Below are 23,104 nucleotides of genomic sequence, written 5' to 3'. Positions count from 1 at the left end.
GCGGGACGTGGAACGCGACAGGACCCGCCACCGGCGGACACCAGGTCAATGAGGCCGCGGCGCGGTGATGGACTGAGACCGTCCACGCCCCGCCGAGTTCCCTGCAGCAGGCCGGAGCGCCCTTTCTCCTCTCATCCCGCTCCGGCCTGCCGTTGGCCTAGTCTGCTTTCGCCCCCAGGAGCACCCCGATGACGATCCAGACCGACCTTCCCGACACGCCGCCCGCCGACGCCCGCCCCGCCTTCCCGCTGCGCTTCGTCACGGCCGCCTCGCTCTTCGACGGCCACGACGCCGCGATCAACGTCATGCGCCGCCTGATCCAGGACAGCGGCGCTGAGGTCGTGCACCTCGGCCACAACCGCAGCGTGCGCGACGTCGTCAGCGCCGCGATCCAGGAGGACGCCGACGCGATCGCGCTGTCCTCCTACCAGGGCGGCCACGTCGAGTACCTGCGCTACGTCGTCGACATGCTCGCCGAGCACGACGCGAGCCACATCCGCGTCTTCGGCGGCGGCGGCGGCACGATCACGCCCGACGAGATCGCCGGGCTGCAGGACTACGGCGTCGAGCGGATCTACCACCCCAACGACGGCATGGCGCTCGGCCTGACCGGCATGATCGGCGACCTCGTCGAGCGCGCCCGTGCGGCGCAGCAGCCCTCCGAGGTCCCGGCCGACCCGATCGCGCGCACCGACCGCGACATCGCCCGGATGCTCTCGGCGCTGGAGGACGAGGCGCTGGACGACGAGCGCCTGGCCGCGCTGCGCGAGCAGTGGCAGGCCGCGGGCGAGGGCGTCCCGGTCGTCGGCATCACCGGCACCGGCGGCGCCGGCAAGTCGACGGTCACCGACGAGCTGCTCTCGCGCTTCATGCAGCGCTTCCCGGAGCTGCGGGTCGCCGTCCTGGCCGTCGACCCGACGCGCCGGCGCACCGGCGGCGCGCTGCTCGGCGACCGCATCCGCATGAACAGCCTGCGCCACGACCGCATCTACATGCGCTCGATGGCCACGCGCCGCCACCACCGCGCGACGAGCGCGATCCTCGAGGACGCGGTCGCCTGCCTGCGCGCGTCGGGCTTCGGGCTGGTCATCGTCGAGACCGCCGGCATCGGCCAGAGCGACTCGGAGATCGTCGACCTCGTCGACCTCCCGATGTACGTCATGACCAGCGAGTTCGGCGCGGCCAGCCAGCTGGAGAAGATCGACATGCTCGACCTCGCCGAGCTGGTCGTCATCAACAAGTTCGACAAGAAGGGCGCGCCCGACGCGCTGCGCGACGTGCGCAAGCAGTGGCGGCGCAACCGCGTCGCGTTCGGCCTGGCCGACGACGAGGTCCCGGTCTTCCCCACGATCGCCAGCCAGTTCAACGACCCGGGCCTGACCTGGATGTTCACCGCGCTGTGCCGGCGCATCGACCTGGACCCGGGCGCGGATCCGGACGAGCGCGAGCCGCTGGGCCACGCGCTGATCCCGGGCGCGCGCGTGCGCTACCTGGCCGAGATCGCCGAGCAGGGGCGCTCGGTCAACGCCGAGGTCGAGCGGCTGGCCGCCGTGGCGGCCACCGCCCAGCACTACGACGCCGCCGCCGAGGCGCTGGGCGAGAGCGACCCCGCCGTCGCCCAGACGCTGCGCGACCGCCGCGACGAGGCGCTGGACCAGCTCGGCCCGGAGGCCCGCGCGCTGCTGGAGGGCTGGGACGCCAAGCTGGAGGGGATCACCGGCGACACCTACACCTACACGGTGCGCGGCCGGGAGATCAGCGGTGACAACTACCGGACCTCGCTGAGCGGCTCGAAGATCGCCAAGATCGCGCCGCCGCGCCTGGACGGCTGGGGCGACCGCCTGCGCTTCCTCATGAAGGAGAACCTGCCGGGCTCCTACCCCTACACCGGCGGCGTCTTCCCCTACCGGCGCGAGGGCGAGGACCCGACGCGCATGTTCGCCGGCGAGGGCACGCCGGAGCGCACCAACCGGCGCTTCCACTACCTGTCCGAGGGCCAGCCCGCGGCGCGCCTGTCGACCGCGTTCGACTCGGTGACGCTCTACGGCGAGGACCCCGACGAGCGGCCCGACATCTACGGCAAGGTCGGCAACTCCGGCGTGTCGATCGCCACGCTGGACGACGCCAAGAAGCTCTACTCGGGCTTCGACCTGTGCGCGCCGACGACCTCGGTCTCGATGACGATCAACGGCCCCGCGCCGATCGTGCTGGCGTTCTTCATGAACGCGGCGATCGACCAGCAGGTCGAGCGCCACCTGCGCGAGACCGGCCGCTGGGACGCGGCGCAGGCCAAGATCGACGCGCTGTTCGCGCAGCGCGGCGTGGAGCGCCCGCGCTACGCGGGCGAGCTGCCGGCGGGCAACGACGGCCTCGGCCTGGGGCTGCTGGGCGTCAGCGGCGACGAGGTGCTGGACCGCGAGACCTACGAGCGGATCAAGGCCGAGACGCTGACCCGCGTGCGCGGCACGGTGCAGGCCGACATCCTCAAGGAGGACCAGGCCCAGAACACCTGCATCTTCTCGACGGAGTTCGCCATGAAGATGATGGGCGACGTCCAGCAGTCGTTCATCGACCACGGCGTGCGCAACTTCTACTCCGTGTCGATCAGCGGGTACCACATCGCCGAGGCCGGGGCCAACCCGATCTCGCAGCTGGCCTTCACGCTGGCCAACGGCTTCACGATCGTCGAGTACTACCTGGCGCGCGGGATGGAGATCGACGACTTCGCGCCCAACCTGTCGTTCTTCTTCTCCAACGGGATGGACCCCGAGTACGCGGTCATCGGCCGCGTCGCGCGGCGGATCTGGGCGCGGGCGATGCGCGAGCGCTACGGCGCGTCGGCGCGCTCGCAGATGCTCAAGTACCACATCCAGACGTCCGGCCGGTCGCTGCACGCGCAGGAGATGCAGTTCAACGACATCCGCACGACGCTGCAGGCGCTCTACGCGATCTTCGACAACACCAACTCGCTGCACACCAACGCCTACGACGAGGCGATCACCACGCCGACCGAGGAGTCGGTGCGCCGCGCGGTCGCGATCCAGCTCATCATCAACCGCGAGCTGGGCCTGAACTTCTGCGAGAACCCGTGGCAGGGGTCGTTCGTCGTCAACGAGCTGACCGACCTCGTCGAGGAGGCGGTCTACGAGGAGTTCGAGCGGATCTCCGAGCGCGGCGGCGTGCTCGGCGCGATGGACACCATGTACCAGCGCGGCCGCATCCAGGACGAGTCGCTGTACTACGAGCGCCTCAAGCACGACGGGACGCTGCCGCTGATCGGGGTCAACACGTTCCTGCCGCGCGAGGGCGCGGGCGAGGTCGACGTCGAGCCCGAGCTGGCGCGCTCGACCGAGTCCGAGAAGCTCGCCCAGATCGCCAGCGTGCGCGCGTTCAACGCCGCCGGCGCGGAGGACGCCCCGGCCGCGCTGGCCCGCCTGCGCGAGGTCGCGCTGGAGCGCGGCAACGTCTTCGAGGCGCTGCTGGAGGCCGTCAAGCACGCGTCGCTGGGCGAGATCTCCGCCGCGCTGTACGGCGTCGGCGGCGAGTACCGGCGCAACATGTAGCGTTCGGTCGATGCCGGACGACGTCCGCATCGTCTGCCTCGTCCCGTCGATCACCGAGCTGCTCTGCGACCTCGGCCTGGCGCCGCGGCTCGTCGGCCGGACCGGCTTCTGCGTGCACCCGTGGCAGACCGTCCGCCACGTCCCGAAGGTCGGCGGGACCAAGGACCTCAAGATGGACCGGATCCGCGCGCTGGCGCCGACGCACGCGATCGTCAACGTCGACGAGAACCGCCGCGAGGATGCCGAGGAGCTGCGGACGTTCGTCGAGCACGTCGTCGTCACGCACCCGTGCGCGCCGCGCGACAACCTCGCGCTCTACCGGCAGCTCGGCGCGGTCTTCGGGCGCGAGGCGGAGGCCGAGGCGCTGTGCGCGCGGTTCGAGGCGGCCTACGCGGCGGCCGTCGCCGCGGCGGCCGACCGCCCGCGCCGCCGCGTGCTGTACCTCATCTGGCGCGAGCCGTGGATGAGCGTCGCGCCCGACACCTACATCTCACGGACGCTGGCCGCGTTCGGGTGGGACACGGTCCCGGACGCGCCGGACGCGCGCTATCCCGAGGTCGCGCTGAAGGAGCACGCGGGCGCCGTCGACCACGTCCTGCTCAGCAGCGAGCCCTACCACTTCAAGGACCGGCACCTCGCCGAGGTGGAGGCCTTGGTGCCCGGCGCGCGGGCGGCGCTGATCGACGGCGAGATGACGTCCTGGTACGGCAGCCGCGCGATCGCGGGGCTGCGCTACCTGGTGGACTTCACGCGCGACGCCGACGCCCAGGCCTAGCTCGCGCAGTCGAAGACGACCTTGCCGAAGAGGTCGCCGTCGACCATCCGGCGGATGCCGTCCCGCGCCGCGCTGAGCGCGTGGGTGGAGTCGATCGTCGGCGCGACGCCCGCGCTGGCGCACATCTGGGCGAGGCGACGCAGCTCGTCGACCGTGCCCATCGCCACGCCCTGGATGCGGATCTGGTTGAGGAACAGGCGCGTCAGCTCGGGGTCGACCGCCACGCCCGTGGTCGCGCCGATGCTGACCAGCGTGCCGCCGGGGCGCAGCGAGCGCAGCGAGTGCTTGAACGTCGCCTGGCCCGCGGTGTCCATCGCGGCGTCGACCCGCTCGGGCAGGCGCGCGCCGCTCTCGAAGGCCGCGTGCGCGCCGAGCTCCTCGACGGCGCGGCGGCGCTTCTCCGCGTCGCGGCTGGTGACCCAGACGCGCAGGCCGGCGGCGCGGCCGAGCGCGATCAGCGCGGTGGCGACGCCGCCGCCCGCGCCCTGGACGAGGATCGTGCTGCCCGGCGGCAGGTCGCCGCGGCCGAAGATCATGCGGTAGGCCGTCAGCCACGCGGTGCCCAGGCAGGCCGCGGCCTCCCAGGACAGCTCGGCGGGCTTGGGCACGAGGTTGCGGCGCGGGACGGTCACGACCTCGGCGAACGTGCCGTCGATGCCGTCGGAGATCATGCGGCGCTTGGGGTCCAGCGTCTCGTCGCCGCCGCCCGCGTCGGGGTCGGCGATCAGCGGGTGGACGATGACCTCGTTGCCGTCGGCGTCCACGCCGGCGCCGTCGGAGCCCACGACGACCGGCAGCCACGACGGGTCGACGCCGACGCCGCGCATGTTCCACACGTCGTGGTGGTTCAGCGACGCGGCCTTCAGCGTGACGGTCGTCCAGCCCTCGGGCGGCGTGGGCGCGTCGCGCTCGCCGATCGTGACGGCGGAGACCGGGTCGTCGGCGGACGGGGACGTGAGGGTGACGGCGCGCATGGCGGTCACCCTACCAATCGTTCGGTTGTGCGGTGGTGGTAGGTTCGGCCCATGCTCCCGGCGGGGACCTTCACGCTCAGCGCCGACGACCACCGGGCGTTCGCCCGCCACGTCGGCGGCGACCCCGACGGCGACCCGACGGTCACCGCGCTGTGGCTGATCGTCAGCGACCTGCGCGGCCTGGGGATCGGCCTCGGCGAGCTGTTCGCCCGGCACGGGATCGACCTCGCCCACGACGGCCCGATGCTCGGCGGCGTCGCGATGGCCTTCGACGGGCCCCCGCTCGCGCTCGACCGCCCCTACCCGATCACCGGCGAGGTGCTCGACCGCACGCGCAAGTCCGGGCGCCGCGGCGCCTTCGACGTCCTGCGCGTGCGCGTCGCGCTGGCCGATGTCGCCGCGGTGACCATCTCCTACATCCTGCCCCGCCGCGACGAGGAGGCAGCGGCATGAGGCCCGGCGACGTGCTGCCCGAGCACGTGGTCGAGTCGGTCAGCGCCGCGGCGATGGCCGGCCTGGCCGTGGTGCTGCGCGACCCCAACCCGATCCACCTCGACCGCACCGCCGTGCGCGCGCTCGGCCTGGGCGACCGCGAGATCAACCAGGGCCCGGCGAACGGCAGCTACATCGTCACGATGCTGCGGGCGGCGTTCCCCGCCGGCCGGCTGCGCGCGCTGGAGCTGCGCCTGCTGGGCAACGTGCGCGTGGAGGACCGCGTGATCGCCGGCGGCACGGTGCTCGCGGTCGACGACGACGGCACCCGCCTCTGCGAGGTCTGGCTGGACGTCGACGGCGGCGCCCGCGCGATCGCGGGCACCGCGCGCGTCGACGTCGGCGTCGGCGTCAGAGGCTGAAGCCGCCGTCGACGACGAGCGCCGTGCCCGTCGTCCACGAGGAGCCGTCCCCGGCGAGGTGGAGGACGGCCTGCGCGATCTCCTCGACCGTGCCGAGGCGGCCGATCGGGTAGCGCGCCGTGCTGCGCTCGCGCGCCTCCTCCATCGAGACCTTCGCGCCGTCCGGGCCGACGCCGGTGCCGCCGCCCAGCTCGTAGGTGGCCTCGACCAGCGGCGTCCACGCCGTGCCCGGGCAGATCGCGTTGACGCGGATGCCCTGCGCCGCGTAGTCGACGGCCATCGAGCGCATCAGCCCGAGCACGCCGGCCTTCGCGGCCGAGTAGCCGGCCAGCGCGCGGACGCCCTTGATCCCGCCGACGCTCGCGGTCAGCACGAGCGCACCCTGGCCGCGCGCGAGCATCGCCGGGAGCACCGCCCGCGACGACAGCCACACGCCGGTCAGGTTGACGTCGATGAGCCGCGCCCATCCCGCCGGCGTCTCCTCGTGCGCCTGGCCGACGCCGGGGATGCCGGCGTTGGCGTGCAGCACGTCGATCTGGCCGTAGGCGTCCAGCGCCGCCTGAGCCATCCGCTCCATGTCGGCCTCGACGGTCACGTCCGCCGCCACCGCGATGGCCGTGCCGCCCGCGGCCGCGATCGCGTCGACCACGTCATCCGCCGGGCCCCGCTCGAGGTCGACGCAGACCACGCGCGCGCCCTCGCTCGCCAGCAGCAGCGCCGTCGCGCGGCCGATCCCCGACGCGGCCCCGGTCACGATCGCGACCTTGCCCGCCATCCGTCCGTCTGCCATCTCCACTCCCCTTCTCGCCTCGGTGTCAGGCGCGGGCGAACCGCCGCCGCCCGTCCGCCCCGATCTCCTGCGCCGCCTCGTGGCGGCCCACCAGCTCCTCCAGGACGCACAACGCCACCGACAGCACCGAGCCGCGCTCGTCGGGGTTGGGCTCGTCGCCGGCGAGCGCGCAGGTCAGCGCGTAGGCCGTGCGCGGCTCCTCGGTCAGCGCGCCCCGCACCCACGCGACGGTCTCGGCCAGCGTGGCCTCGGCGCCTGCGAGGCGGGCCGCCGGGTCGCGGTCCGGGCGGCCGTGGCCGGGCAGCAGCAGCTCCGGCGCCAGCGCGCGCACGCGCGCAAGCGACGCGCGGTAGTCGGCCAGCGGCGTCGCGCTGGTCCCCCACTCCAGGTACGGGCGCACGCCGGCGTAGGCCGCGTCGGCGGCGATCAACCAGCGGCGCGTCGGCTCGTAGAGCGCCATCTGGCTCGGCGAGTGGCCGGGCACCGGGACCGCGTGCCAGGTGCCGGAGGCCGAGGCCAGCGCGTCGCCGGGATGCAGCACGTGGTCGGCGGCCGGGCGCGGCTGGCGGCCGTCGCCGGCGATCGGGACGTCGGTCAGGACCTCCAGCTCGTCCTCGCCGACGCCCTCGCGCCGGGCGGCCGCCTCGCGCCGCGCCAGCGGCAGGCGCGGGTCGCGCAGGCGGTCCATCGTCGACGTCGGCCCGGCGTGGCGGACGACCCGGCAGCCGAGGCGGTCGACCAGCTCGGCGGCCAGCGTGGAGTGGTCGGGGTGCGGGTGGGTGAGCACGAGCGTGCCGACGGCCGCGGGCTCGACGCCCGCCAGGCGCAGCGCGCCGCGCAGCGCCTCCCAGCCGCCGTCCAGCCCGGAGCCCGAGTCGACCAGCGTCCACCCTCCGCCCCGCGCGTCGGCCAGCAGGAAGCAGTTGATCGCCGAGGTCGTCGGGTAGCGCAGCGGCAGCCGCAGCACCCACAGCCCGTCGGCGAGGCGGTCGGCCCGCTCGGCGCCGGGACGCGGCGGCCCGGGCGCGACGAGCCGGGCGTCGAGCGGGACCGGCGCGGGGACCGGCGGCGGGTGGGGCGCGCGGGAGGGCACGAGCCTCGCGACCCTACCAAACGACCGATTGGTTATAGTGGGTCGATGTCGCCCGTGGCGTTGCACCACCAAGGCCTTCAGGTGTCCGACATCGACCGCGCGGGCGCGTTCTACGTCGACGCGCTGGGCGGCGAGTGGCTGGCGCGGCCGGTGACGTTCGAGGGCGCCGGCGCCGAGCAGGCGATGGGCCACGACGGCGTCCGGATGAAGCTGGCGCTGATCGGCTTCCCCGGCGGCGGCGCGGTCGAGCTGTTCCAGCTGCTGGAGCCCGCGCTGCCCGACTGGGCGCGCCGCCCGCGCGACGCGCGACTGCCCCACCTCGGCCTCCAGGTCGACGACGTCGACGCGACGCTGGCGCGCGTCGAGGCCGCCGGCGGCCGCCGCCTGTGGCCCGCCGTCGACCGCTGGGGCCGCGCCCGCGTCGTCTACGTCGCCGACCCCGACGGCAACGTCGTCGAGCTGCTCGACCACCCGCCGTCGGACATCGCCGCGGCGCTGATCCGCTGGTTCCCCGAGGCCGCGCCGCGATGACCGGCCCGCCGCCGGCCGGCTGGGCGGTCGCCCCCGAGACGGCGGGCGCGCGCGAGATCGTGCCCGGGCTGTGGCGGCTGCGGCTGCCGACCGGCTGGCCGGGCATCGACCACGTCAATGCCTATGCGATCGATCGCGCCCAAGGCGACGGCATCGTGTTGGTCGACTGCGGCACCGCGGGCGACCCGAGCTGCGTCGCGGCGCTGGAGGTCGCGCTGGAGGCGGCCGGCGGCCGCACGCTGGAGGACGTCCGCCTGCTCGTCGCCACCCACGCGCACTCCGACCACATCGGCACCGCGCCGGTGGTCGTGGCCCGCGGCGGCGCGGAGCTGTGGGCCCATCCCGACAGCACGCACTTCACCGCGGCGTTCCGCGAGCCCGAGCGGATCGCCGCCGCGCGCGAGCGCCGCGCCAGGCGCGAGGGCGTGCCCGAGGCGCGCCTGGAGGCCTACCGCACCACGCGCGAGGAGCAGGAGGGCGTGCTCGACCTCGTGACGCCCGGCCGCGCGCTGCGCGACGGCGACGTCGTCGACTCCGCGCTGGGCCCGTGGGAGGTCCTGGAGACGCCGGGCCACTGCCCGTCGCACGTCTGCCTGGTCCAGCGCGAGCGGCGCCTGCTGCTCGCGGGCGACCTGCTCTGCGCCGCGTTCGTGCCGTGGCTGGACTACGGCTGCTCGCCGGATCCCGTCGCCGAGGCGCTGGCCTCGCTGGACCGCGTCGAGGGGCTCGGCGAGATCACGCACGCGCTGCCCGGCCACGGCCGCCCGATCACCGACGTCCCCGCGACGATCGCGCTCACCCGCGCCGGCTTCGCGCGGCGGCTGGACGCCACCCGCGCCGCGGTGGCGCAGGGCCCGGCCGGCGCCTACGCGATCGCCACGCGGATGTTCGGCGAGGAGGACGACATCGAGGCGACCGGGCACCTGACCGAGGTCCTCGGCTACCTGCGCCACCTGCGGCTGCGCGGCGAGGTCGTCCGCGACCGGGCCGACGACGACGACACCTACATCTACCGCGGAGGTTCGTGATGCCCCGAGTCACCGGCATGTTCCACGCCGGCGTGACCGTCTCCGACATGGAGACCGCGCTGCGCTTCTACCGCGACGGCCTCGGCCTCGAGGTCGTGCTGGACGGCGAGAGCACGCCGGGCAGCGCGCGCCGGATCTGGCAGATCGCGCCCGAGCACGTCCGCGTCGTCTTCCTGCGCGTCCCCGGCAGCGACACGATGGTCGAGCTGTTCGAGTTCATGGGGATCGAGCGCCACCCGGCCTCCGCGCGCCCGTGCGACTACGGCGCCGGGCACTTCTGCGTGTTCGTCGACGACGCCGAGGCGATCCTCGCCCGGATCAAGGAGCTGGGCTTCCGCTCGCGCGCCGACGAGGTCGTGGAGATCACCGCGGGCCCGCACGCCGGGGCCAAGGTGGTGTACCTGATCGACCCCGACGGCTACCACGTCGAGCTGTACGAGCAGCCCGCGGGCGTCGCGGACGTCCGCACGCGGCTGGGCTAGTCGTGGCGCAGCGGCAGCGCGCGCATCGCCCGCGAGGCGATGCTCGGCTGCCACTGCGGCCGGAAGCCCTCGTCGGCCAGCCGCAGGTTCGGCAGGCGCTGCACCAGCCGCCCGACGGCCATCCGCATCTCCAGCCGCGCGAGCATCGCGCCGATGCACGTGTGCATGCCCTTGCCGAACGCGACGTGCGGGTTGGGGCTGCGGGTGATGTCGAAGCGATCCGGGTCCGCGAAGCGCTCGGGGTCGCGGTTGGCCGCGGCCAGCAGCAGGAACACGCGGTCGCCGGCGCGGATCCGCTTGCCGCGCAGCTCGAGGTCCTCGGTCACCCAGCGCTGCAGCACCTTGATCGCGCCCTCGGTGCGCAGCCCCTCCTCGACGGCCTTGCCCGCCAGCTTCGGGTCGGCGCGCAGCAGCGCGAGCTGATCGGGATGGCGGAGGAGCTGGTAGACGGTCGAGGCGATCGTGTTCATCGACGTCTCGTGGCCGGCGAAGAGCATCAGCGCGCACATGCCCAGCAGCTCGTCGTCGGTCAGGCGCTCGCCGGACGCGTCGCCCTCCAGCAGGCTCGAGATCATGTCGTCGCCCCCGGGCGGCCGCTCGCGCGCCCGCGCGACCAGCTCCGAGAAGTAGGCCAGCATCTCCTCCAGGCCCGCCAGCGCGCGGGCGTGGCGGTCGGCGCGCGCGTCGCCGCCGGTCCCGAACGCCACCAGCGCCAGCTCCTGCGACCACGCCTTCATGCGGTCGGCGTCCTGGACCGGCGCGCCGATCAGCTCGCAGATGACGGTGGCCGGCAGCGGGAACGCGAAGTTCGCGATCAGGTCCTGCTCGCCGCTCTGCACGTACTCGTCGATGTAGGTGTCGACGAGGGCGCGGATGCGGTCCTCCATCGCCACGAACTTCTTGGGGTGGAACGCGTGGGTGGCCAGGCGGCGCAGGCGCGTGTGGGCCGGCGGGTCGCTGACGACCATCCAGTCGGCGATCATCTCGAAGACCGGCCCGACCGTCGCGCGGCGCTCCTCCGGCATCCTGGCCAGGAGCGGGCGCACGCGATCCGAGGACAGGTTGGGGTGGTTGGACGCGGCGACGACGTCGTCGTGGCGGGTGAGCATCCACGCGCGGTGGCGGTCGCTCCAGTGGACCGGGTCCTCGGCGCGCAGCCGCGCGAACGCGGGGTACGGGTCCTCGTTGACCTCGTCGGACAGCAGGTCGTCGTGCAGCGGGCTGGTCGTGCCCATCGGTGTGCCCCCCTACGCCGCGGCCTCCGCCGGGGCGGCGGCGACGCCGTCCTCCAGGAGGCTCTCGATCTCCGCGGCCTCGTAGCCGAGGCCGCCCAGCACGTCGCGCGTGGCGTCGCCGAGCACCGGCGCCGGGGTCCGGATGCTCGCCGGGTGCTCGCGCAGGCGGATCGGCGAGGCGACCTGGCGCAGCGGGCCCAGGTCGGGGTGCTCGGTGCTCGTGACCATTCCGCGCTGGGACAGCTGCGGGTCGGCGATCGCCTCGGCGAGGTCGTTGACCGGTCCGACGCAGACGTCGTGGCCGGCGAGGAGCGCGAGCCACTCGTCGCGCGGCCGGGTCGCCCACAGCGCGCGCCACGTGGCGATGGCGTCGGGGTCGAGCTTGGTCGCGATCAGGTCGGTCCGCTCGACGCGCGCGCAGAGCGTCTCCCAGAACGGGTCCTCCAGCGCGCCGACCGTCAGGCGCCGGCCGTCGGCGCACGCGTAGACGTTGTAACAGGGGTAGGCGCCGTTGAGCAGCTCGGTGCCCGCGCCGGGGACGACGCCGTCGGCGAAATGCGCGCCGAGGTGGATCGACAGCAGCGCGAACGCGCCGTCGGTCATCGAGATGTCGACGTGGTCGCCCTCGCCGGTGCGCTGGGCGCGCAGCAGCGCGGCGAGCAGGCCCGCGACGGCCATCAGCGACCCGCCGGCCAGGTCGGCGACCTGGACGCCGGGGATCGCCGGCGTGCCCTCGACGCCGGTGATGCTCAGCACGCCGGAGCGGCCGAGGTAGTTGAGGTCGTGGCCGGCCTCGGCGACCAGCGGCCCGGACGCGCCGTAGCCGGTGAGCGACACGTACACCAACGCCGGGTTGACGGCCTTGAGCGCGTCGTAGCCCACGCCCAGCCGGTCGGAGACGCCGGGGCGGAAGCCCTCGATCACGACGTCGACCTCGGCCGCCAGGCGGTGGACGACCTCCACCCCGCGCGGGTCGCGCAGGTTCAGCGCGACCGAGCGCTTGTTGCGGTCGGTGATCCAGGTGAAGGCCGAGCTGTCGCCGACGCGCGGCGCGTAGGCGCGCATCGGGTCGCCGATGCCCGGCTGCTCGACCTTGAGCACGTCGGCCCCGAGGTCGCCGAGCAGCGCGGTGGCGAACGCCCCCGGCAGCAGCCGCGTCAGGTCCAGCACGCGGATGCCCGCCAGCGGGCCGCCGTCGTTGTCCACCATGTCGGTCATCTCCTCGTTCGCGGCCATCAGAGCCGCAGTCCGGCGTCGGCGCCCGCGTTGATCGCGGCCACGAAGTCCGCGGGCGTGGCGGCGTCGCCGAGGACGACGACCTCCGCGCCCGCCAGGCGATCGGCCAGCCGGTCGCCGGACGGCCGCCAGCCCAGCGCGAGCGCGACGAGGTCGGCGTCGACGGCGTGCCGCTCGCCGTCCGGCGTCTCGTAGAGCACGTCGTCGGGCTCGATCATCACGACCTTGGCCTCGGTCAGGATCCGCACGCCGATCTCGCGCAGGTGGCGGATCAGGTGCCGGCGCGTGATCGCCTCGATGCCCTGGCCGACGCCGCGGCGCATCTCGAGGATCGTCACCTCGGCGCCCAGGCCCGCGGCGTGCTCGGCGGTCTCGCAGCCGGTCGCGCTGCCGCCGACGACGACCACGCGGTCGCCCCGCGCGATCGGCACGTCGCCGCGCAGCAGCCGCTGCGCGTCGTGCACGATCGCGGAGCCGATGCCGGGGATCGGCGGGATCAGCGGCTCGGCGCCGGTGGCGACGACGACCGCGTCGGGCGCGTGGGCGGCCACCGCCGCCTCGTCGACCTCGACGCCGGTGTGGATCTCGACCCCCAGCTCGGCCAGCCGCCGCGCCTGGAAGTCGCGGAACCGCAGCACCTCGCGCTTGCTCGGCGCCAGGCCGGCGACCTCGAGCTTGCCGCCGAGCTGGGCGTCGCGCTCCCACACCGAGACCGCGTGGCCGCGCAGGCGCGCGATCCGCGCGGCCTCCATGCCCGCCGGGCCGCTGCCGACGACCATGACCTTGCGCGCGCGCCGCGCCGGCTCGACGCGCCACGAGATCTCGCGGCCCGCCTCCGGGTTGACCGAGCAGCGCGCGACCTCGCCGCGGCCGACGAGGTCGACGCACGCGTTGCAGGCGATGCACGGCCGCAGATCGCCGAGCCGGCCTTCCTGGACCTTGACGGGCCAGTCCGGCTCGGCGATCAGAACGCGGCCGAGGAGGATCAGATCGGCGTCGCCGGAGGCGACGACGTCGGCGGCCAGCGCCGGGTCGTCCAGGCGACCGACGGCGATGACCGGGACGGCGACGGCGGCCTTGACGGCGGCCGCGAGGGCGCGCATCTGGCCGCGCGGGACGAACATCGGCGCGAGCGTCAGGTGCAGCGTGTGCCAGGTGCCGGAGCTGACGCTGATCGCGGCGGCGCCGTCGTCCTCCAGCCACCGCGCGACCCGCGCCGCGTCGTCGATCGCGAAGCCGCCGGGCACGCCGTCGTCGCCGTTGACGCGCCAGACCAAGGGCATGTCCTCGCCGACCGCCGCGACGATCGCGCGCGCGACCTCGCGGCTGAAGCGGGCGCGGCCGGCGAGGTCGCCGCCGTAGCCGTCGGTCCGGCGGTTGTCCAGCGGCGAGAGGAAGTTCGAGGGCAGGTAGCCGTGCGCGCCGTGGACCTCGACGAAGTCGAAGCCGGCCTCCTGGGCCAGGCGCGCGGCGCGCGCGTAGTCGGCGACGATCGCGGCGATCTCGGGCGGCGTCAGCGCGTGCGGCGTCGGCGCGTGCGCGTTGAGCGGCACCGGCGACGGCGCGACGCTCGGCCCGGCGACGACCTGGCGGCCGGGGTGCATGAGCTGCACGCCGACCGTGATGTCATAGGCCTTGAGCGTCTCGACCAGGCGGCGCATGCCCGGGAGGTGCTCGGGACCGGTCAGCTTGGGCTCGGGGCCGACGGTCTCCTCGGAGACCAGGACGCCCTCGACGGTGATCGTGCCGATGCCGCCCTCGGCGCGCCGCCGGTAGTAGGCGATCGTCTCGTCGGTGATCATCCCCGACTCGTCCAGGCAGGTGCCCATCGGAGCCATGATCAGCCGGTTCTTCAGGCGCAGCGGGCCCAGCTGAAACGGCTCGAAGAGCGTCTGCAGGGTGGGATCGACGACGGGGGCGGACGAGCTCACGTGCGCTCACCGTAACCCCGTCGTCTCACAAAATCAACCAACCGTTAGGTCACTCGGTCGGCGCGCCGTAGTCCGCCGCGTTCCAGACGTCGCGGTCGGCGGGGTCGGCGTGGTGCAGCGTGTGCGCGACGACACCGCCGTCGACGAGGATGTCGCAGCCGGTGACGTAGGCCGCGTCGTCGGAGACCAGGAACGCGACGACGCCCGCGATGTCCTTGGCGTAGCCGGCGCGCCCCAGCGCCGAGCTCTCCGCGTAGGCGCCGGCGTGGATCGACGCGGCGCCCTCGCCGATCGCGGTGTCGACGACCAGGCCCGGCGAGATCGAGACCAGGCGGGCGCCCTTCGCGCCCCACGCCGCCGCGCGCCTGCGGACCTCGAGGATCACGCCGTGCTTGGACACCGAGTAGGTCACCAGCACGGAGTCGCGCGTGGCGCCCGCCGCGTCGAGGCGGTCGTAGAGGTCGGGCGCCAGCGGGTCGGCCAGCAGCTCGTCGTACTCGCTCGCGAAGGACCGGTAGCCGGCCAGCGACGCGATGCAGACGGCGACCGTGCCGGTCGTCGCGTGCGGCAGGAACGCGTCGAGCACGTGCGCGGTGCCGGCGAGGTTGACGTCGAGCACGCGCCGCGGCGCGTGGTCGCCGGGCGGCGCGAGGCCCGCGGTGTGGACGATCGCGCCCAGCGGGCCCAGCCCGGCGGCCCGGTCGGCCAGGGCCCGGACCGACGCGGGGTCGGCGACGTCGCAGATCGCGGTGTGCACGTCGGCGCCCTCGGCGCCCAGCTCCGCCGCCGCGGCCCGAAGCGCCGCGTCGGAGACGTCGGCGAGCAGCAGCGGGCCGCGCTGGGCCAGCCGCCGGGCCGACACCTTGCCGATGCCGCCGGCGCCGCCGGTGATCACCGACACCCGTGGATCCGACATGGATCCCTCCTCCTGGTTCGTGGACAACGCGTAGGCTAACGCCTCGCACAAACGGTTGGTTGGTTGGATAGCATCCGGCGCGACGCGACCCTCAGGAGGAGAACCGATGCGGACGTCCCACCACGATCGGCGGCGCGCATGCGCGTGACGCTCGGCGCCCCCGGGCGCATCATGCCGCCGGCCGCCAAGGCCATCGAGCTCGCCCAGCGCGCGGAGGCCGACGGCTTCGACGCGATCTGGTGGCCGTGCCACCTGATGGGCTGGATCCCCGACTCGGCGTGGACCGAGGACATGACGGAGCTGGCCAAGTACCAGGACAACCCGCACGTCCACTTCGACCCCTTGATGATGATGGGCGCGGCCGGCGCCGCGACGTCCTCGATCAAGGTCGGCGTCTGCGTCACCGACACGATCCGCCGCCACCCCGCGATGCTCGCCCAGGCGGCGCTGACCGCCGACCACCTCTCCCAGGGCCGCGCGATCCTCGGCCTCGGCTCCGGCGAGCGCATGAACGTCACGCCCTACGGCCTGGACTTCTCCAAGCCGGTCGGCCGGCTGGAGGAGGCGATCGAGGTCATGCGGCTGCTGTGGTCGACCGACAAGCCGGTGAGCTACGACGGCACGTTCCACCAGCTCCACGACGCGGTCCTCGGCCTGGAGCCCTACGAGGGCGTGCCGCCGCAGGTCTGGCTGGCCGCGCACGGGCCGCGCATGCTGAAGATCACCGGGCGCCTGGCCGACGGCTGGCTGCCCACGAACATCAAGCCCGAGGCCTACGCCGAGAAGCTCGCCGCGATCCGCGAGAGCGCCGAGGCCAACGACCGCGACCCCGACGCGATCACGCCGTCGATGCTGGCCTACGTGATGTGCGCGCCCGACGAGGAGACGCTGGAGCGCCTCTGCGCGGCGCCGATGTCGCGGCTGCTGTTCGCCGCCGTCGACCTGCCCGCCGAGACCTACGCGCGCCACGGCTCCACCTCCCCGTTCGAGGGCGGCACGGGCTTCCACTCGTTCCTGCCCACGACGGTCTCCCGCGCGGAGGTCGAGCGGATCGTCGAGCACATCCCCGCGGGCATCGTCCGCGAGCACACGCTGTGCGGGACGCCGGAGCAGCTCGCCGAGCAGATCCGCGCCTACCAGCAGGCCGGCCTGCGCGACGTGATCCTGTGGAACATCACCCCGTTCGCCGACCCGGCGTTGTCGGGGTACTCGTTCAAGGCGATGACCGAGCTGCGGCGGCTGCTCGACGCCGACGCCGTTCTCGAAGGGAGCGCCACCGATGGCTGACGCCACCAAGCAGCTGGCGGGCCGCGTCGCCCTGGTCACCGGCGCCGGTCGCGGGATCGGGCGCGGCATCGCGCTGGAGCTGGCCGCCCACGGCGCCGCGGTGGTCGTCAACTACCGGCGCGACGCCGACGCGGCCGCCGAGGTCGTCGAGACGATCGCCGCCGGCGGCGGCCGCGCGACCGCCGTCCAGGCCTCGATCTCCGAGCAGGAGGAGGTCGACCGCCTGGCCGACGAGGCGCTGGCCGCCTACGGCGGCGTCGACCTGCTGGTCGCCAACGCGGGCATCGCCAGCCGCGGCCTGGCGATCGCCGACACCGACCCGGCCGAGGTCCTGCGGGTCATGGCCACGCACACGTTCTCCACCCACCGGCTCGTCCAGCGGCTGCTGCCGAGCATGCGCGAGCGCGGGCGCTCCGACGTCATCCTCGTCTCCAGCAGCGAGCTGGACCAGATGCGCGCCAACGGCGCCCCCTACAACATGGCCAAGGCGGCGCTGGAGGCGTTCGGCTACACGCTGGCCCATGAGGAGGTCGCACGCGGCGTGCACGTCAACATCGTCGCGCCGGGCCTGATCGTCACCGACATGGGCGCGCGCCTGGTCAAGGCCAAGCTCGGGCTGGACAACATGGAGGACCTGGACGCCGACCAGCCGATGGGCCGGCTGGGCCGCCCGGAGGACGTCGCGCGCGTCGTGCGCTTCCTGGCCTCCGAGGACGCCGGGTTCGTCACCGGCCAGCGGATCGTCGTCAGCGGCGGGGTGGACTCGGCGCCGACGGGATGACCGGTCCCAGCTCCGCGGCGATCCGCTCGCGGAGCACGTACTTCTGGATCTTGGTCCCGGACATCGGCCACTCCGAGACGAAGCGGACGTAGCGCGGGACCTTGAAGCGGGCCACGCGGCCGACGCAGTGCGCGACGAGCGCGTCCGCGTCGGCCGTCTCGCCCTCGCGCAGCTGCACGTAGGCGCACGGGACCTCCCGCAGGCGCGCGTCGGGCGCGGCGACGACCTGGGCCATCGCGACGGCCGGGTGCGAGGACAGCAGGCCCTCGATCTCGGCCGCGGCGACGTTCTCGCCGCCGACCTTCAACATGTCCTTGAGGCGGCCGAGGAACGTCAGGCGCCCGTCGGCGTCGACGCTGCCCAGGTCGCCGGAGCGGAAGTAGCCGTCGGCGTCGAAGGCGGCCGCGGTCGCCTCGGGGTCGTCGTGGTAGCCCTCGAAGAGCGACCAGCCGCGGTAGGTGATCTCGCCGCGCTCGCCGGGCGCGACCTCGGCGCCGGTCTCGGGGTCGGAGATCCGGACCTCGATGCCGTGAAACGGCCGGCCGGCCGAGGACACGCGCAGCTCCAGCGGGTCGTCGGCGTGGCTGAGCGCGATCACGCCCCCGCCCTCGGTCGCGCCGTAGGGCGAGATCAGCGTCAGCCACGGCGTGCGCGCCGCCATCGCCGTCAGCCGCTCGCGGTCGCCGTTGACGTTGATGAGCCGCAGCGCCGACAGGTCGGCCGCGTCGAACTCGGGCAGGTCGAGCATCGCCGCCCAGATCAGGTCGAAGGCCGGGAAGGCGACCGTGCAGCGCTCCCGCGCCAGCAGCTCCAGCGCCGGGCCGGGCTCGAAGTGCTCCATGCCGACGAACGTCGCGCCCGCCGCCAGGCAGGCGTTGAACGGCAGCAGCGTCGCCATGTGGAAGAGCGGCAGCGGGTTGAACTGCCGGTCGCCCGCGGCCATCGGGAAGCGCTCCTGCGCGAACACGCGCCCCAGGCGCACCAGCGGCTCGTGGGCCATGCGGCAGCCCTTGGGGTGGGCGGTCGTCCCCGACGTGTACATCAACATCGCGGTGTCGGTCACCGCGACGCGGCGGCGCCGGCGCTCGACCTCCGCGTCCGGCACCGCGTCGCCGCGGGCGAGGAACGCGTCCCACGGCAGCATGCCGTCGCGGCGCCCGTCGCCGTGCAGGACCACGTGGCGCAGCGCGGGCGCCCCGGCGAGGTCCAGCGCCTCGGACACCTCGTCCACGTAACCGGTGGCGTGCCCGCGCCCCGACGAGACGACGAGCGCGCGCAGGCCGGCGTGCGGGATGATGTAGGTCAACTCGCGCGCCCTCAGCCGGCCGTTGACCGGCACGGGGACCGCGCCGATCCGCGCGGCGCCGTAGATCGCCACGAGCATGTCCACGCCGTTGGGCATGAGCACGCCGACCGCGTCGCCGTGGTCGACGCCCAGCGCGCACAGCGCCCGCGCGAAGGCGACGGTCCGGTCGGCGAACGCCGCGAACGTCACGCGGTCGTCGCCGAAGACCAGCGCCTCGGCGTCGGGCCAGCGGCGGGCGGCCTGGTCGACGTGGTCGGGCAGCGTCCAGCAGGCGCTGGGAGGAAGCTCGCTCACAGGGTGATGGTCGCTCGTCGCGCCCTCTCGTGTCAACCAAACGATCGTTCTTTCAAGCACCTGCTTGAAATCTGCGCTACGGTCCGTCGCCACAAGCGGAAGACGAGGAGGAACGGCATGCGGGACGTCGCGGTGATCGGATCGGGAGCGGCGGGGCTGACCGCCGCACTGGCGGCCCGAAAGGCGGGCGCCAAGGTCACGGTCCACGAGCGCTGGGACCGCGTCGGCGGCACGACCGCGCTGTCGGGCGGCAACGCCTGGCTGCCCGCCAACCGCTTCCTGCCCGACGACACGCCGGAGCTGGCGTTGGCCTACCTGCGGGCCGTCTCGCTGGGCGACGCCAACGACGAGCTGTTGGAGGTCTTCGCCCACGACGCCGCGCGCGCCGCGTCCTGGCTGGAGGAGCACACGCCGATCGCCTGGCAGCCGATCCCCTACACCGACTACCACGCGGAGCTCGAGGGCGGACGCGAGCAGGGCGGTCGGACGCTCGAGCCCCAGCCGCTGGACACCACCGCGGAGGTCCGCGCGCTCGTCTGCGACGCCCCGAACGTCACCGCGCCGATCACCTACGCCGAGCTGGCCGGCGCCGAGATCGACCGCGAGGCGCTCAGGGCCCGCGCCGAGCGGGGCACGCTGACGCTCGGCCGCGGCCTGGTCGCCGGCCTGCTGGAGGCGTGCCTGGACGCGGGCGTCGAGGTCGTCACCGGCACGCGGCTGCGCGCGCTGCCCACGGCCGACGCGGTCGTCCTGGCCACCGGCGGCTTCGAGCGCGACGCGCAGCTGTGCCGCGCGTTCCTGCGCGGGCCGCTGCTGGCGCCGGTCGGCGCGCCGACCGCCGAGGGCGACGGCCTGCGGATGGCGATGACCGCCGGCGCCGCGCTGGGCAACATGAGCGAGGCGTGGTGGTGCCCGGCCTTCCAGCTGCCCGGCGAGGAGATCGACGGCGCGCCGATGTCGCGGCTGATCCTCACCGAGCGCGCGCGCAAGGGCTGCCTGATCGTGGACGGCAGCGGCCGGCGGTTCATCGACGAGGCGCAGAACTACAGTGACTTCGGACGCACGATGCTGAACTTCGAGGCCACCTCGTTCTCCTTCCCCCACCTCCCGGCGTGGCTGATCTTCGACGCCGAGTACCGGTCGAAGTACCGCGTCGGCCCGCTCGGCCGCCGCGACCCCGATCCGGACTGGCTGGCCAAGGGCGCGGACCTCGGCGAGCTGGCGGACGCGATCGGCGTGCCCGCCGACGCGCTGGAGGCGACCGTCGCGCGCTTCAGCGAGCACGCGGCGCGCGGCGAGGACCCGGACTTCGGGCGCGGGACCTACCCCTACGACAAGTTCATCGGCGAGCTGGGCCCGCTCGGCGACGGCCCGTACTACGCGCTGAAGCTGCTGCCCGGCGCGCTGTCGACCAAGGGCGGCCCGCGCACCGACGCCGACGGCCGCGTGCTCTCGGCGGCCGACGGCACGCCGATCGACGGCCTCTTCGCGGCCGGCAACGTCGCGGCCAGCCTGTTCGGCTTCGCCTACCCCGGCGCGGGCGGCACGCTCGGCCCGATCCTGACCTTCGGGCTGCGCGCGGGCGCCGCGGCGGGCGCCGGAGCGTGATGGCCGGCGGCGAGCGCACGTTCCCCCGCAAGCGCCGCGAGGAGATGCTGCGCGTCGCCGCCGAGCTGTTCCACGAGCGCGGCTACGCCGCCACCTCGACGGCCGACCTCGCCGAGCGCATGGGCATCCAGCGGGGCAGCGTGTACTACTACTTCGAGACCAAGGAAGGGCTCCTGCTGGAGCTGATCCAGGACGTCTACGGCCGGGCGCGCGCGTCGCTGGCGCGCGTCCAGGCCGGCGACGGCGACCCGGTGGCAAAGCTCCGCGCGCTGATCGAGGACCACGTGATCAGCTTCACCACCAACCTGATCCCCGGCGCGCTGGTCATCAACGAGTCCGGGTCGCTCGCGCCCGAGCACCGCGACCGCGTGCGCGCCGACGCCGCGGCCTACGAGGCCGGGATGCGCGAGCTGATCGAGGAGGGCCGACGCGCCGGCGCGCTGCGCGCCGACGTCGACGCGCGCCTGGCCTGCATGGTCGTGCTCGGCGCGACCAACTGGGTGCACCGCTGGTACCGCGAGGACGACGAGCGGACGCCGGAGGAGATCGCGCGCGCGTTCTCCGATGTGCTGATCGCCGGGCTGCGGCCTCAGACCGGCACCTCGAGCCCGCCGCTCAGCTCCAGCACCTGACCGGTCATGTAGTCCGCGTCGGCCGAGGCCAGGAACGCGACCGCCGCGCCGACGTCGGCCGGCGTCCCCGCGCGGCCGAGCGGCACCTGCTCGGCGACGCGCGCGATCAGCTCGGCGGGCTTGGCCGCCGTGAGGCCCGTGCCCTCGATCAGGCCCGGCGCGAGCGCGTTGACGTTGACGCGCCGCGAGGCCCACTCGCGGGCCAGCGCCCGCGTCAACCCGATCAGCCCGGCCTTGGCCGCCGAGTAGTTCGCGGTCCCAGGCGCGCCGTGCAGCGCGACGTTCGAGCTGATGTTGATGACCTTGCGATGGTGGTCGGCGGGCGCGCGCAGCAGCGGCGCGGCGGCGCGGCAGAGGTTGAAGGCGCCGCGCAGGCCGACGTCGTGGACGACGCGCCAGTCCTCGTCGCTCATGCGGTGCAGCGGGCCGTCGCGGGTGACGCCCGCGTTGTTGACCAGGATGTCCAGGCGCCCGTGGTCGGCGCCGACGCGCGCCAGGACGGCGGTCGCCGACGCGGGGTCGGTCACGTCGCCGGGCGCCGCGACGGCGCCCGCGCCGAGGTCGGCCACGGCGACCGCGCAGGCGTCGGGATCGAGGTCGTTGACCACGACCACGGCGCCCTCGGCCAGCAGCCGCGCCGCGATCCCGCGGCCGATGCCGCCGGCGGCGCCGGTGACCAGCGCGACGCGGTCGGCCAGGCGGTCGCTCACCATCGGCACGCCGCCGGGATCGCGGGGTGGTCGGGCGCGGGGTAGCGGGCGTGGATCGGCGCCACGACCTCCTCTCCCATGCGCAGGATCTGCTCGCGCGTGGCCTGAAGCGACGGGCCGGTCGTCAGGCGGCAGCACAACACCACGTAGTCCACCCCGAGGTCTTCATGAAGCTCTTGCAACCGCTCGACGCACTGCTCCGGCGTGCCCATCACCAGGTGCGGCGCGACGCTCTGGGGCGTGATGTCCTCCGGCGCGCGCAGCCCCGGGTGGCGCGTGAGGTTGCCGGTCTTCAGGTAGAAGCGCGCGACCCGGACGAAGTGCTCGCCGAACGTCCGCGCCGCCTCGTCGAACGAGTCCGCCACCCACCCGTCGCGCATGAGCACGACGAACGGGCGCTTGCCCTGCTCGCGCGCGCTGTCGCGGTAGAGGCCCGCGTGCTCGTCCCACGCCGCGCGCGCCATCGGCATCGGGTCGCAGGTCCAGGCGTCGGCGTAGCGCGCCGAGCGCGCGACCGCCGCCGGCGACGCGTTGCCCCCGCCCCAGATCGGCCACCCGCCGTCCTGAAACGGCGGCGGCGCCAGGCGCCCGCGGTCGACCGTCCAGAACTCGCCGTCGAAGACGACCTCCTCGCCGGAGGTCGCCGCGCGCCAGATCTTCAGCGCCTCCTGGAAGCGCCCCAGCAAGCGCTCCCGCGGGATGCCGAACTGCTCCCAGAACGCGGGCAGGAAGCCGCGCGAGACCGTGGTCACCAGCCGCCCGCCCGAGAGGTTGTCGATGACCGAGAACTGCTCGGCCGACTTCATCGGGTGGGTGAGCGTCGCGACGTGCGTGAAGCTGCCGAGCATCACGCGCTCGGTCTCGCGCGCGAGGATCGTCAGCAGCTGCTCGGGCGCCGGGAAGCAGCACTCGGGCCGGGCGTGGCGGTCGGGGACCTGGACGGAGTGAAAGCCCGCGCGCTCGGCGAGCAGGCCCTCCTCCACCATCGCGTCCATCGTGGCGGCCATCGACGCGCCGGTCGGCGGCGCCGAGCCGTCGAGCACCGCGTTGGTGTCGATGAGGTACCCGACGCGCACCG

Annotated in this window: 21 protein-coding genes; 11 read left to right on the top strand and 10 right to left on the bottom strand. The window is 74.3% G+C overall.

The annotated features are described in order from the left end of the window. Nucleotides 1-188: 188 nt before the first annotated feature. Together VFG42_RS09665 and VFG42_RS09660 are read left to right on the top strand one after the other, a co-directional pair. Nucleotides 189-3,563, top strand: coding sequence for a methylmalonyl-CoA mutase family protein (locus VFG42_RS09665; protein WP_324907744.1), 3,375 nt, complete (start codon nucleotides 189-191; stop codon nucleotides 3,561-3,563). A gap of 10 nt (nucleotides 3,564-3,573) precedes the next feature. Further along, on the top strand, nucleotides 3,574-4,338 hold the full coding sequence (locus VFG42_RS09660; protein ID WP_324907742.1) for a helical backbone metal receptor: 765 nt from the start codon (nucleotides 3,574-3,576) through the stop codon (nucleotides 4,336-4,338). On the opposite strand, the gene VFG42_RS09655 is transcribed toward VFG42_RS09660, so the two are convergent. After that, nucleotides 4,335-5,312: a zinc-binding dehydrogenase gene (locus tag VFG42_RS09655; RefSeq protein WP_324907740.1), complete on the bottom strand. Its 978-nt coding sequence runs from the start codon at nucleotides 5,310-5,312 to the stop codon at nucleotides 4,335-4,337. The two genes, VFG42_RS09660 and VFG42_RS09655, sit on opposite strands and share 4 nt — an antisense overlap. 51 nt (nucleotides 5,313-5,363) lie before the next feature. Between VFG42_RS09655 and VFG42_RS09650 the strand changes: the two genes are divergently transcribed. Both VFG42_RS09650 and VFG42_RS09645 read left to right on the top strand, forming a co-directional pair. Further along, on the top strand, nucleotides 5,364-5,765 hold the full coding sequence (locus tag VFG42_RS09650; protein ID WP_324907738.1) for a hypothetical protein: 402 nt from the start codon (nucleotides 5,364-5,366) through the stop codon (nucleotides 5,763-5,765). Then, complete coding sequence (locus tag VFG42_RS09645) at nucleotides 5,762-6,166, top strand: hypothetical protein (RefSeq protein ID WP_324907736.1); 405 nt, start codon at nucleotides 5,762-5,764, stop codon at nucleotides 6,164-6,166. The genes VFG42_RS09650 and VFG42_RS09645 overlap by 4 nt, the downstream gene beginning before the upstream one ends. Here VFG42_RS09645 and VFG42_RS09640 read toward each other — a convergent pair. Together VFG42_RS09640 and VFG42_RS09635 are read right to left on the bottom strand one after the other, a co-directional pair. Next, a complete protein-coding gene (locus VFG42_RS09640) occupies nucleotides 6,156-6,956 on the bottom strand; it encodes an SDR family NAD(P)-dependent oxidoreductase (protein WP_324907734.1) in 801 nt (266 codons plus the stop codon). The genes VFG42_RS09645 and VFG42_RS09640 overlap by 11 nt on opposite strands. Before the next feature lie 25 nt (nucleotides 6,957-6,981). Then, entirely contained in the window at nucleotides 6,982-8,049 is a 1,068-nt protein-coding gene (locus VFG42_RS09635) for an MBL fold metallo-hydrolase (RefSeq protein ID WP_324907732.1), read from the bottom strand. A 45-nt stretch (nucleotides 8,050-8,094) separates the two neighbouring features. Between VFG42_RS09635 and VFG42_RS09630 the strand changes: the two genes are divergently transcribed. From VFG42_RS09630 to VFG42_RS09620, 3 genes are read left to right on the top strand one after another with little or no spacing between them, the layout of a single operon-like run. Then, entirely contained in the window at nucleotides 8,095-8,580 is a 486-nt protein-coding gene (locus VFG42_RS09630) for a VOC family protein (RefSeq protein ID WP_324907730.1), read from the top strand. After that, nucleotides 8,577-9,608 (top strand): MBL fold metallo-hydrolase, encoded by a 1,032-nt coding sequence (locus tag VFG42_RS09625; RefSeq protein ID WP_324907728.1) that lies wholly within the window; start codon nucleotides 8,577-8,579, stop codon nucleotides 9,606-9,608. The genes VFG42_RS09630 and VFG42_RS09625 overlap by 4 nt, the downstream gene beginning before the upstream one ends. Continuing rightward, nucleotides 9,608-10,090 carry a VOC family protein gene (locus tag VFG42_RS09620; protein WP_324907726.1) on the top strand — a complete coding sequence of 161 codons (483 nt, stop codon included), beginning with the start codon at nucleotides 9,608-9,610 and terminating at the stop codon, nucleotides 10,088-10,090. Before VFG42_RS09625 ends, VFG42_RS09620 begins: the two co-directional genes overlap by 1 nt. Here VFG42_RS09620 and VFG42_RS09615 read toward each other — a convergent pair. From VFG42_RS09615 to VFG42_RS09600, 4 genes are read right to left on the bottom strand one after another with little or no spacing between them, the layout of a single operon-like run. Next, nucleotides 10,087-11,325, bottom strand: coding sequence for a cytochrome P450 (locus VFG42_RS09615; RefSeq protein ID WP_324907724.1), 1,239 nt, complete (start codon nucleotides 11,323-11,325; stop codon nucleotides 10,087-10,089). The genes VFG42_RS09620 and VFG42_RS09615 overlap by 4 nt on opposite strands. Nucleotides 11,326-11,337: 12 nt before the next feature. Next, complete coding sequence (locus tag VFG42_RS09610) at nucleotides 11,338-12,561, bottom strand: CaiB/BaiF CoA-transferase family protein (RefSeq protein WP_324907721.1); 1,224 nt, start codon at nucleotides 12,559-12,561, stop codon at nucleotides 11,338-11,340. Beyond that, a complete protein-coding gene (locus VFG42_RS09605; protein ID WP_324907719.1) occupies nucleotides 12,561-14,492 on the bottom strand; it encodes an FAD-dependent oxidoreductase in 1,932 nt (643 codons plus the stop codon). The genes VFG42_RS09610 and VFG42_RS09605 overlap by 1 nt, the downstream gene beginning before the upstream one ends. Nucleotides 14,493-14,541: 49 nt before the next feature. Continuing rightward, nucleotides 14,542-15,408: an SDR family oxidoreductase gene (locus tag VFG42_RS09600; protein WP_324907717.1), complete on the bottom strand. Its 867-nt coding sequence runs from the start codon at nucleotides 15,406-15,408 to the stop codon at nucleotides 14,542-14,544. A 138-nt stretch (nucleotides 15,409-15,546) separates the two neighbouring features. On the opposite strand from VFG42_RS09600, the gene VFG42_RS09595 reads away from it, so the two are divergent. Both VFG42_RS09595 and VFG42_RS09590 read left to right on the top strand, forming a co-directional pair. Then, entirely contained in the window at nucleotides 15,547-16,695 is a 1,149-nt protein-coding gene (locus VFG42_RS09595) for an LLM class flavin-dependent oxidoreductase (protein WP_324907715.1), read from the top strand. After that, a complete protein-coding gene (locus tag VFG42_RS09590) occupies nucleotides 16,688-17,476 on the top strand; it encodes an SDR family NAD(P)-dependent oxidoreductase (RefSeq protein WP_324907713.1) in 789 nt (262 codons plus the stop codon). Before VFG42_RS09595 ends, VFG42_RS09590 begins: the two co-directional genes overlap by 8 nt. Here the strand turns inward: VFG42_RS09590 and VFG42_RS09585 are convergent. Beyond that, entirely contained in the window at nucleotides 17,442-19,076 is a 1,635-nt protein-coding gene (locus VFG42_RS09585) for a class I adenylate-forming enzyme family protein (RefSeq protein ID WP_324907711.1), read from the bottom strand. The genes VFG42_RS09590 and VFG42_RS09585 overlap by 35 nt on opposite strands. A gap of 117 nt (nucleotides 19,077-19,193) precedes the next feature. Here VFG42_RS09585 and VFG42_RS09580 point away from each other — a divergent pair, with 117 nt between their 5' ends. Next, nucleotides 19,194-20,684: an FAD-dependent oxidoreductase gene (locus VFG42_RS09580; RefSeq protein WP_324907710.1), complete on the top strand. Its 1,491-nt coding sequence runs from the start codon at nucleotides 19,194-19,196 to the stop codon at nucleotides 20,682-20,684. Continuing rightward, entirely contained in the window at nucleotides 20,684-21,316 is a 633-nt protein-coding gene (locus VFG42_RS09575; RefSeq protein WP_324907708.1) for a TetR/AcrR family transcriptional regulator, read from the top strand. Before VFG42_RS09580 ends, VFG42_RS09575 begins: the two co-directional genes overlap by 1 nt. Here the strand turns inward: VFG42_RS09575 and VFG42_RS09570 are convergent. Further along, the gene (locus VFG42_RS09570; protein ID WP_324907968.1) at nucleotides 21,274-22,029 is read right to left on the bottom strand and encodes an SDR family oxidoreductase; all 756 of its coding nucleotides are present in this window, start codon (nucleotides 22,027-22,029) and stop codon (nucleotides 21,274-21,276) included. The two genes, VFG42_RS09575 and VFG42_RS09570, sit on opposite strands and share 43 nt — an antisense overlap. Further along, nucleotides 22,023-23,102: an LLM class flavin-dependent oxidoreductase gene (locus VFG42_RS09565; RefSeq protein WP_324907706.1), complete on the bottom strand. Its 1,080-nt coding sequence runs from the start codon at nucleotides 23,100-23,102 to the stop codon at nucleotides 22,023-22,025. Before VFG42_RS09565 ends, VFG42_RS09570 begins: the two co-directional genes overlap by 7 nt. Between the last annotated feature and the right edge of the window lie 2 nt (nucleotides 23,103-23,104).

Source organism: Baekduia sp. (assembly GCF_035685985.1).
Lineage (GTDB): Bacteria > Actinomycetota > Thermoleophilia > Solirubrobacterales > Solirubrobacteraceae > Baekduia.
This window is presented reverse-complemented; position numbering and strand designations above follow the sequence as displayed.

Coding starts and splice junctions, on each gene's coding strand:
- VFG42_RS09625 (WP_324907728.1), top strand. CDS start 8,577: ATGACCGGCCCGCCGCCGGCCGGCTGGGCGGTCGCCCCCGAGACGGCG.
- VFG42_RS09640 (WP_324907734.1), bottom strand. CDS start 6,956: ATGGCAGACGGACGGATGGCGGGCAAGGTCGCGATCGTGACCGGGGCC.
- VFG42_RS09620 (WP_324907726.1), top strand. CDS start 9,608: ATGCCCCGAGTCACCGGCATGTTCCACGCCGGCGTGACCGTCTCCGAC.
- VFG42_RS09615 (WP_324907724.1), bottom strand. CDS start 11,325: ATGGGCACGACCAGCCCGCTGCACGACGACCTGCTGTCCGACGAGGTC.
- VFG42_RS09595 (WP_324907715.1), top strand. CDS start 15,547: ATGCGCGTGACGCTCGGCGCCCCCGGGCGCATCATGCCGCCGGCCGCC.
- VFG42_RS09610 (WP_324907721.1), bottom strand. CDS start 12,561: ATGGCCGCGAACGAGGAGATGACCGACATGGTGGACAACGACGGCGGC.
- VFG42_RS09660 (WP_324907742.1), top strand. CDS start 3,574: ATGCCGGACGACGTCCGCATCGTCTGCCTCGTCCCGTCGATCACCGAG.
- VFG42_RS09580 (WP_324907710.1), top strand. CDS start 19,194: ATGCGGGACGTCGCGGTGATCGGATCGGGAGCGGCGGGGCTGACCGCC.
- VFG42_RS09575 (WP_324907708.1), top strand. CDS start 20,684: ATGGCCGGCGGCGAGCGCACGTTCCCCCGCAAGCGCCGCGAGGAGATG.
- VFG42_RS09665 (WP_324907744.1), top strand. CDS start 189: ATGACGATCCAGACCGACCTTCCCGACACGCCGCCCGCCGACGCCCGC.
- VFG42_RS09590 (WP_324907713.1), top strand. CDS start 16,688: ATGGCTGACGCCACCAAGCAGCTGGCGGGCCGCGTCGCCCTGGTCACC.
- VFG42_RS09645 (WP_324907736.1), top strand. CDS start 5,762: ATGAGGCCCGGCGACGTGCTGCCCGAGCACGTGGTCGAGTCGGTCAGC.
- VFG42_RS09570 (WP_324907968.1), bottom strand. CDS start 22,029: ATGGTGAGCGACCGCCTGGCCGACCGCGTCGCGCTGGTCACCGGCGCC.
- VFG42_RS09600 (WP_324907717.1), bottom strand. CDS start 15,408: ATGTCGGATCCACGGGTGTCGGTGATCACCGGCGGCGCCGGCGGCATC.
- VFG42_RS09630 (WP_324907730.1), top strand. CDS start 8,095: ATGTCGCCCGTGGCGTTGCACCACCAAGGCCTTCAGGTGTCCGACATC.
- VFG42_RS09655 (WP_324907740.1), bottom strand. CDS start 5,312: ATGCGCGCCGTCACCCTCACGTCCCCGTCCGCCGACGACCCGGTCTCC.
- VFG42_RS09650 (WP_324907738.1), top strand. CDS start 5,364: ATGCTCCCGGCGGGGACCTTCACGCTCAGCGCCGACGACCACCGGGCG.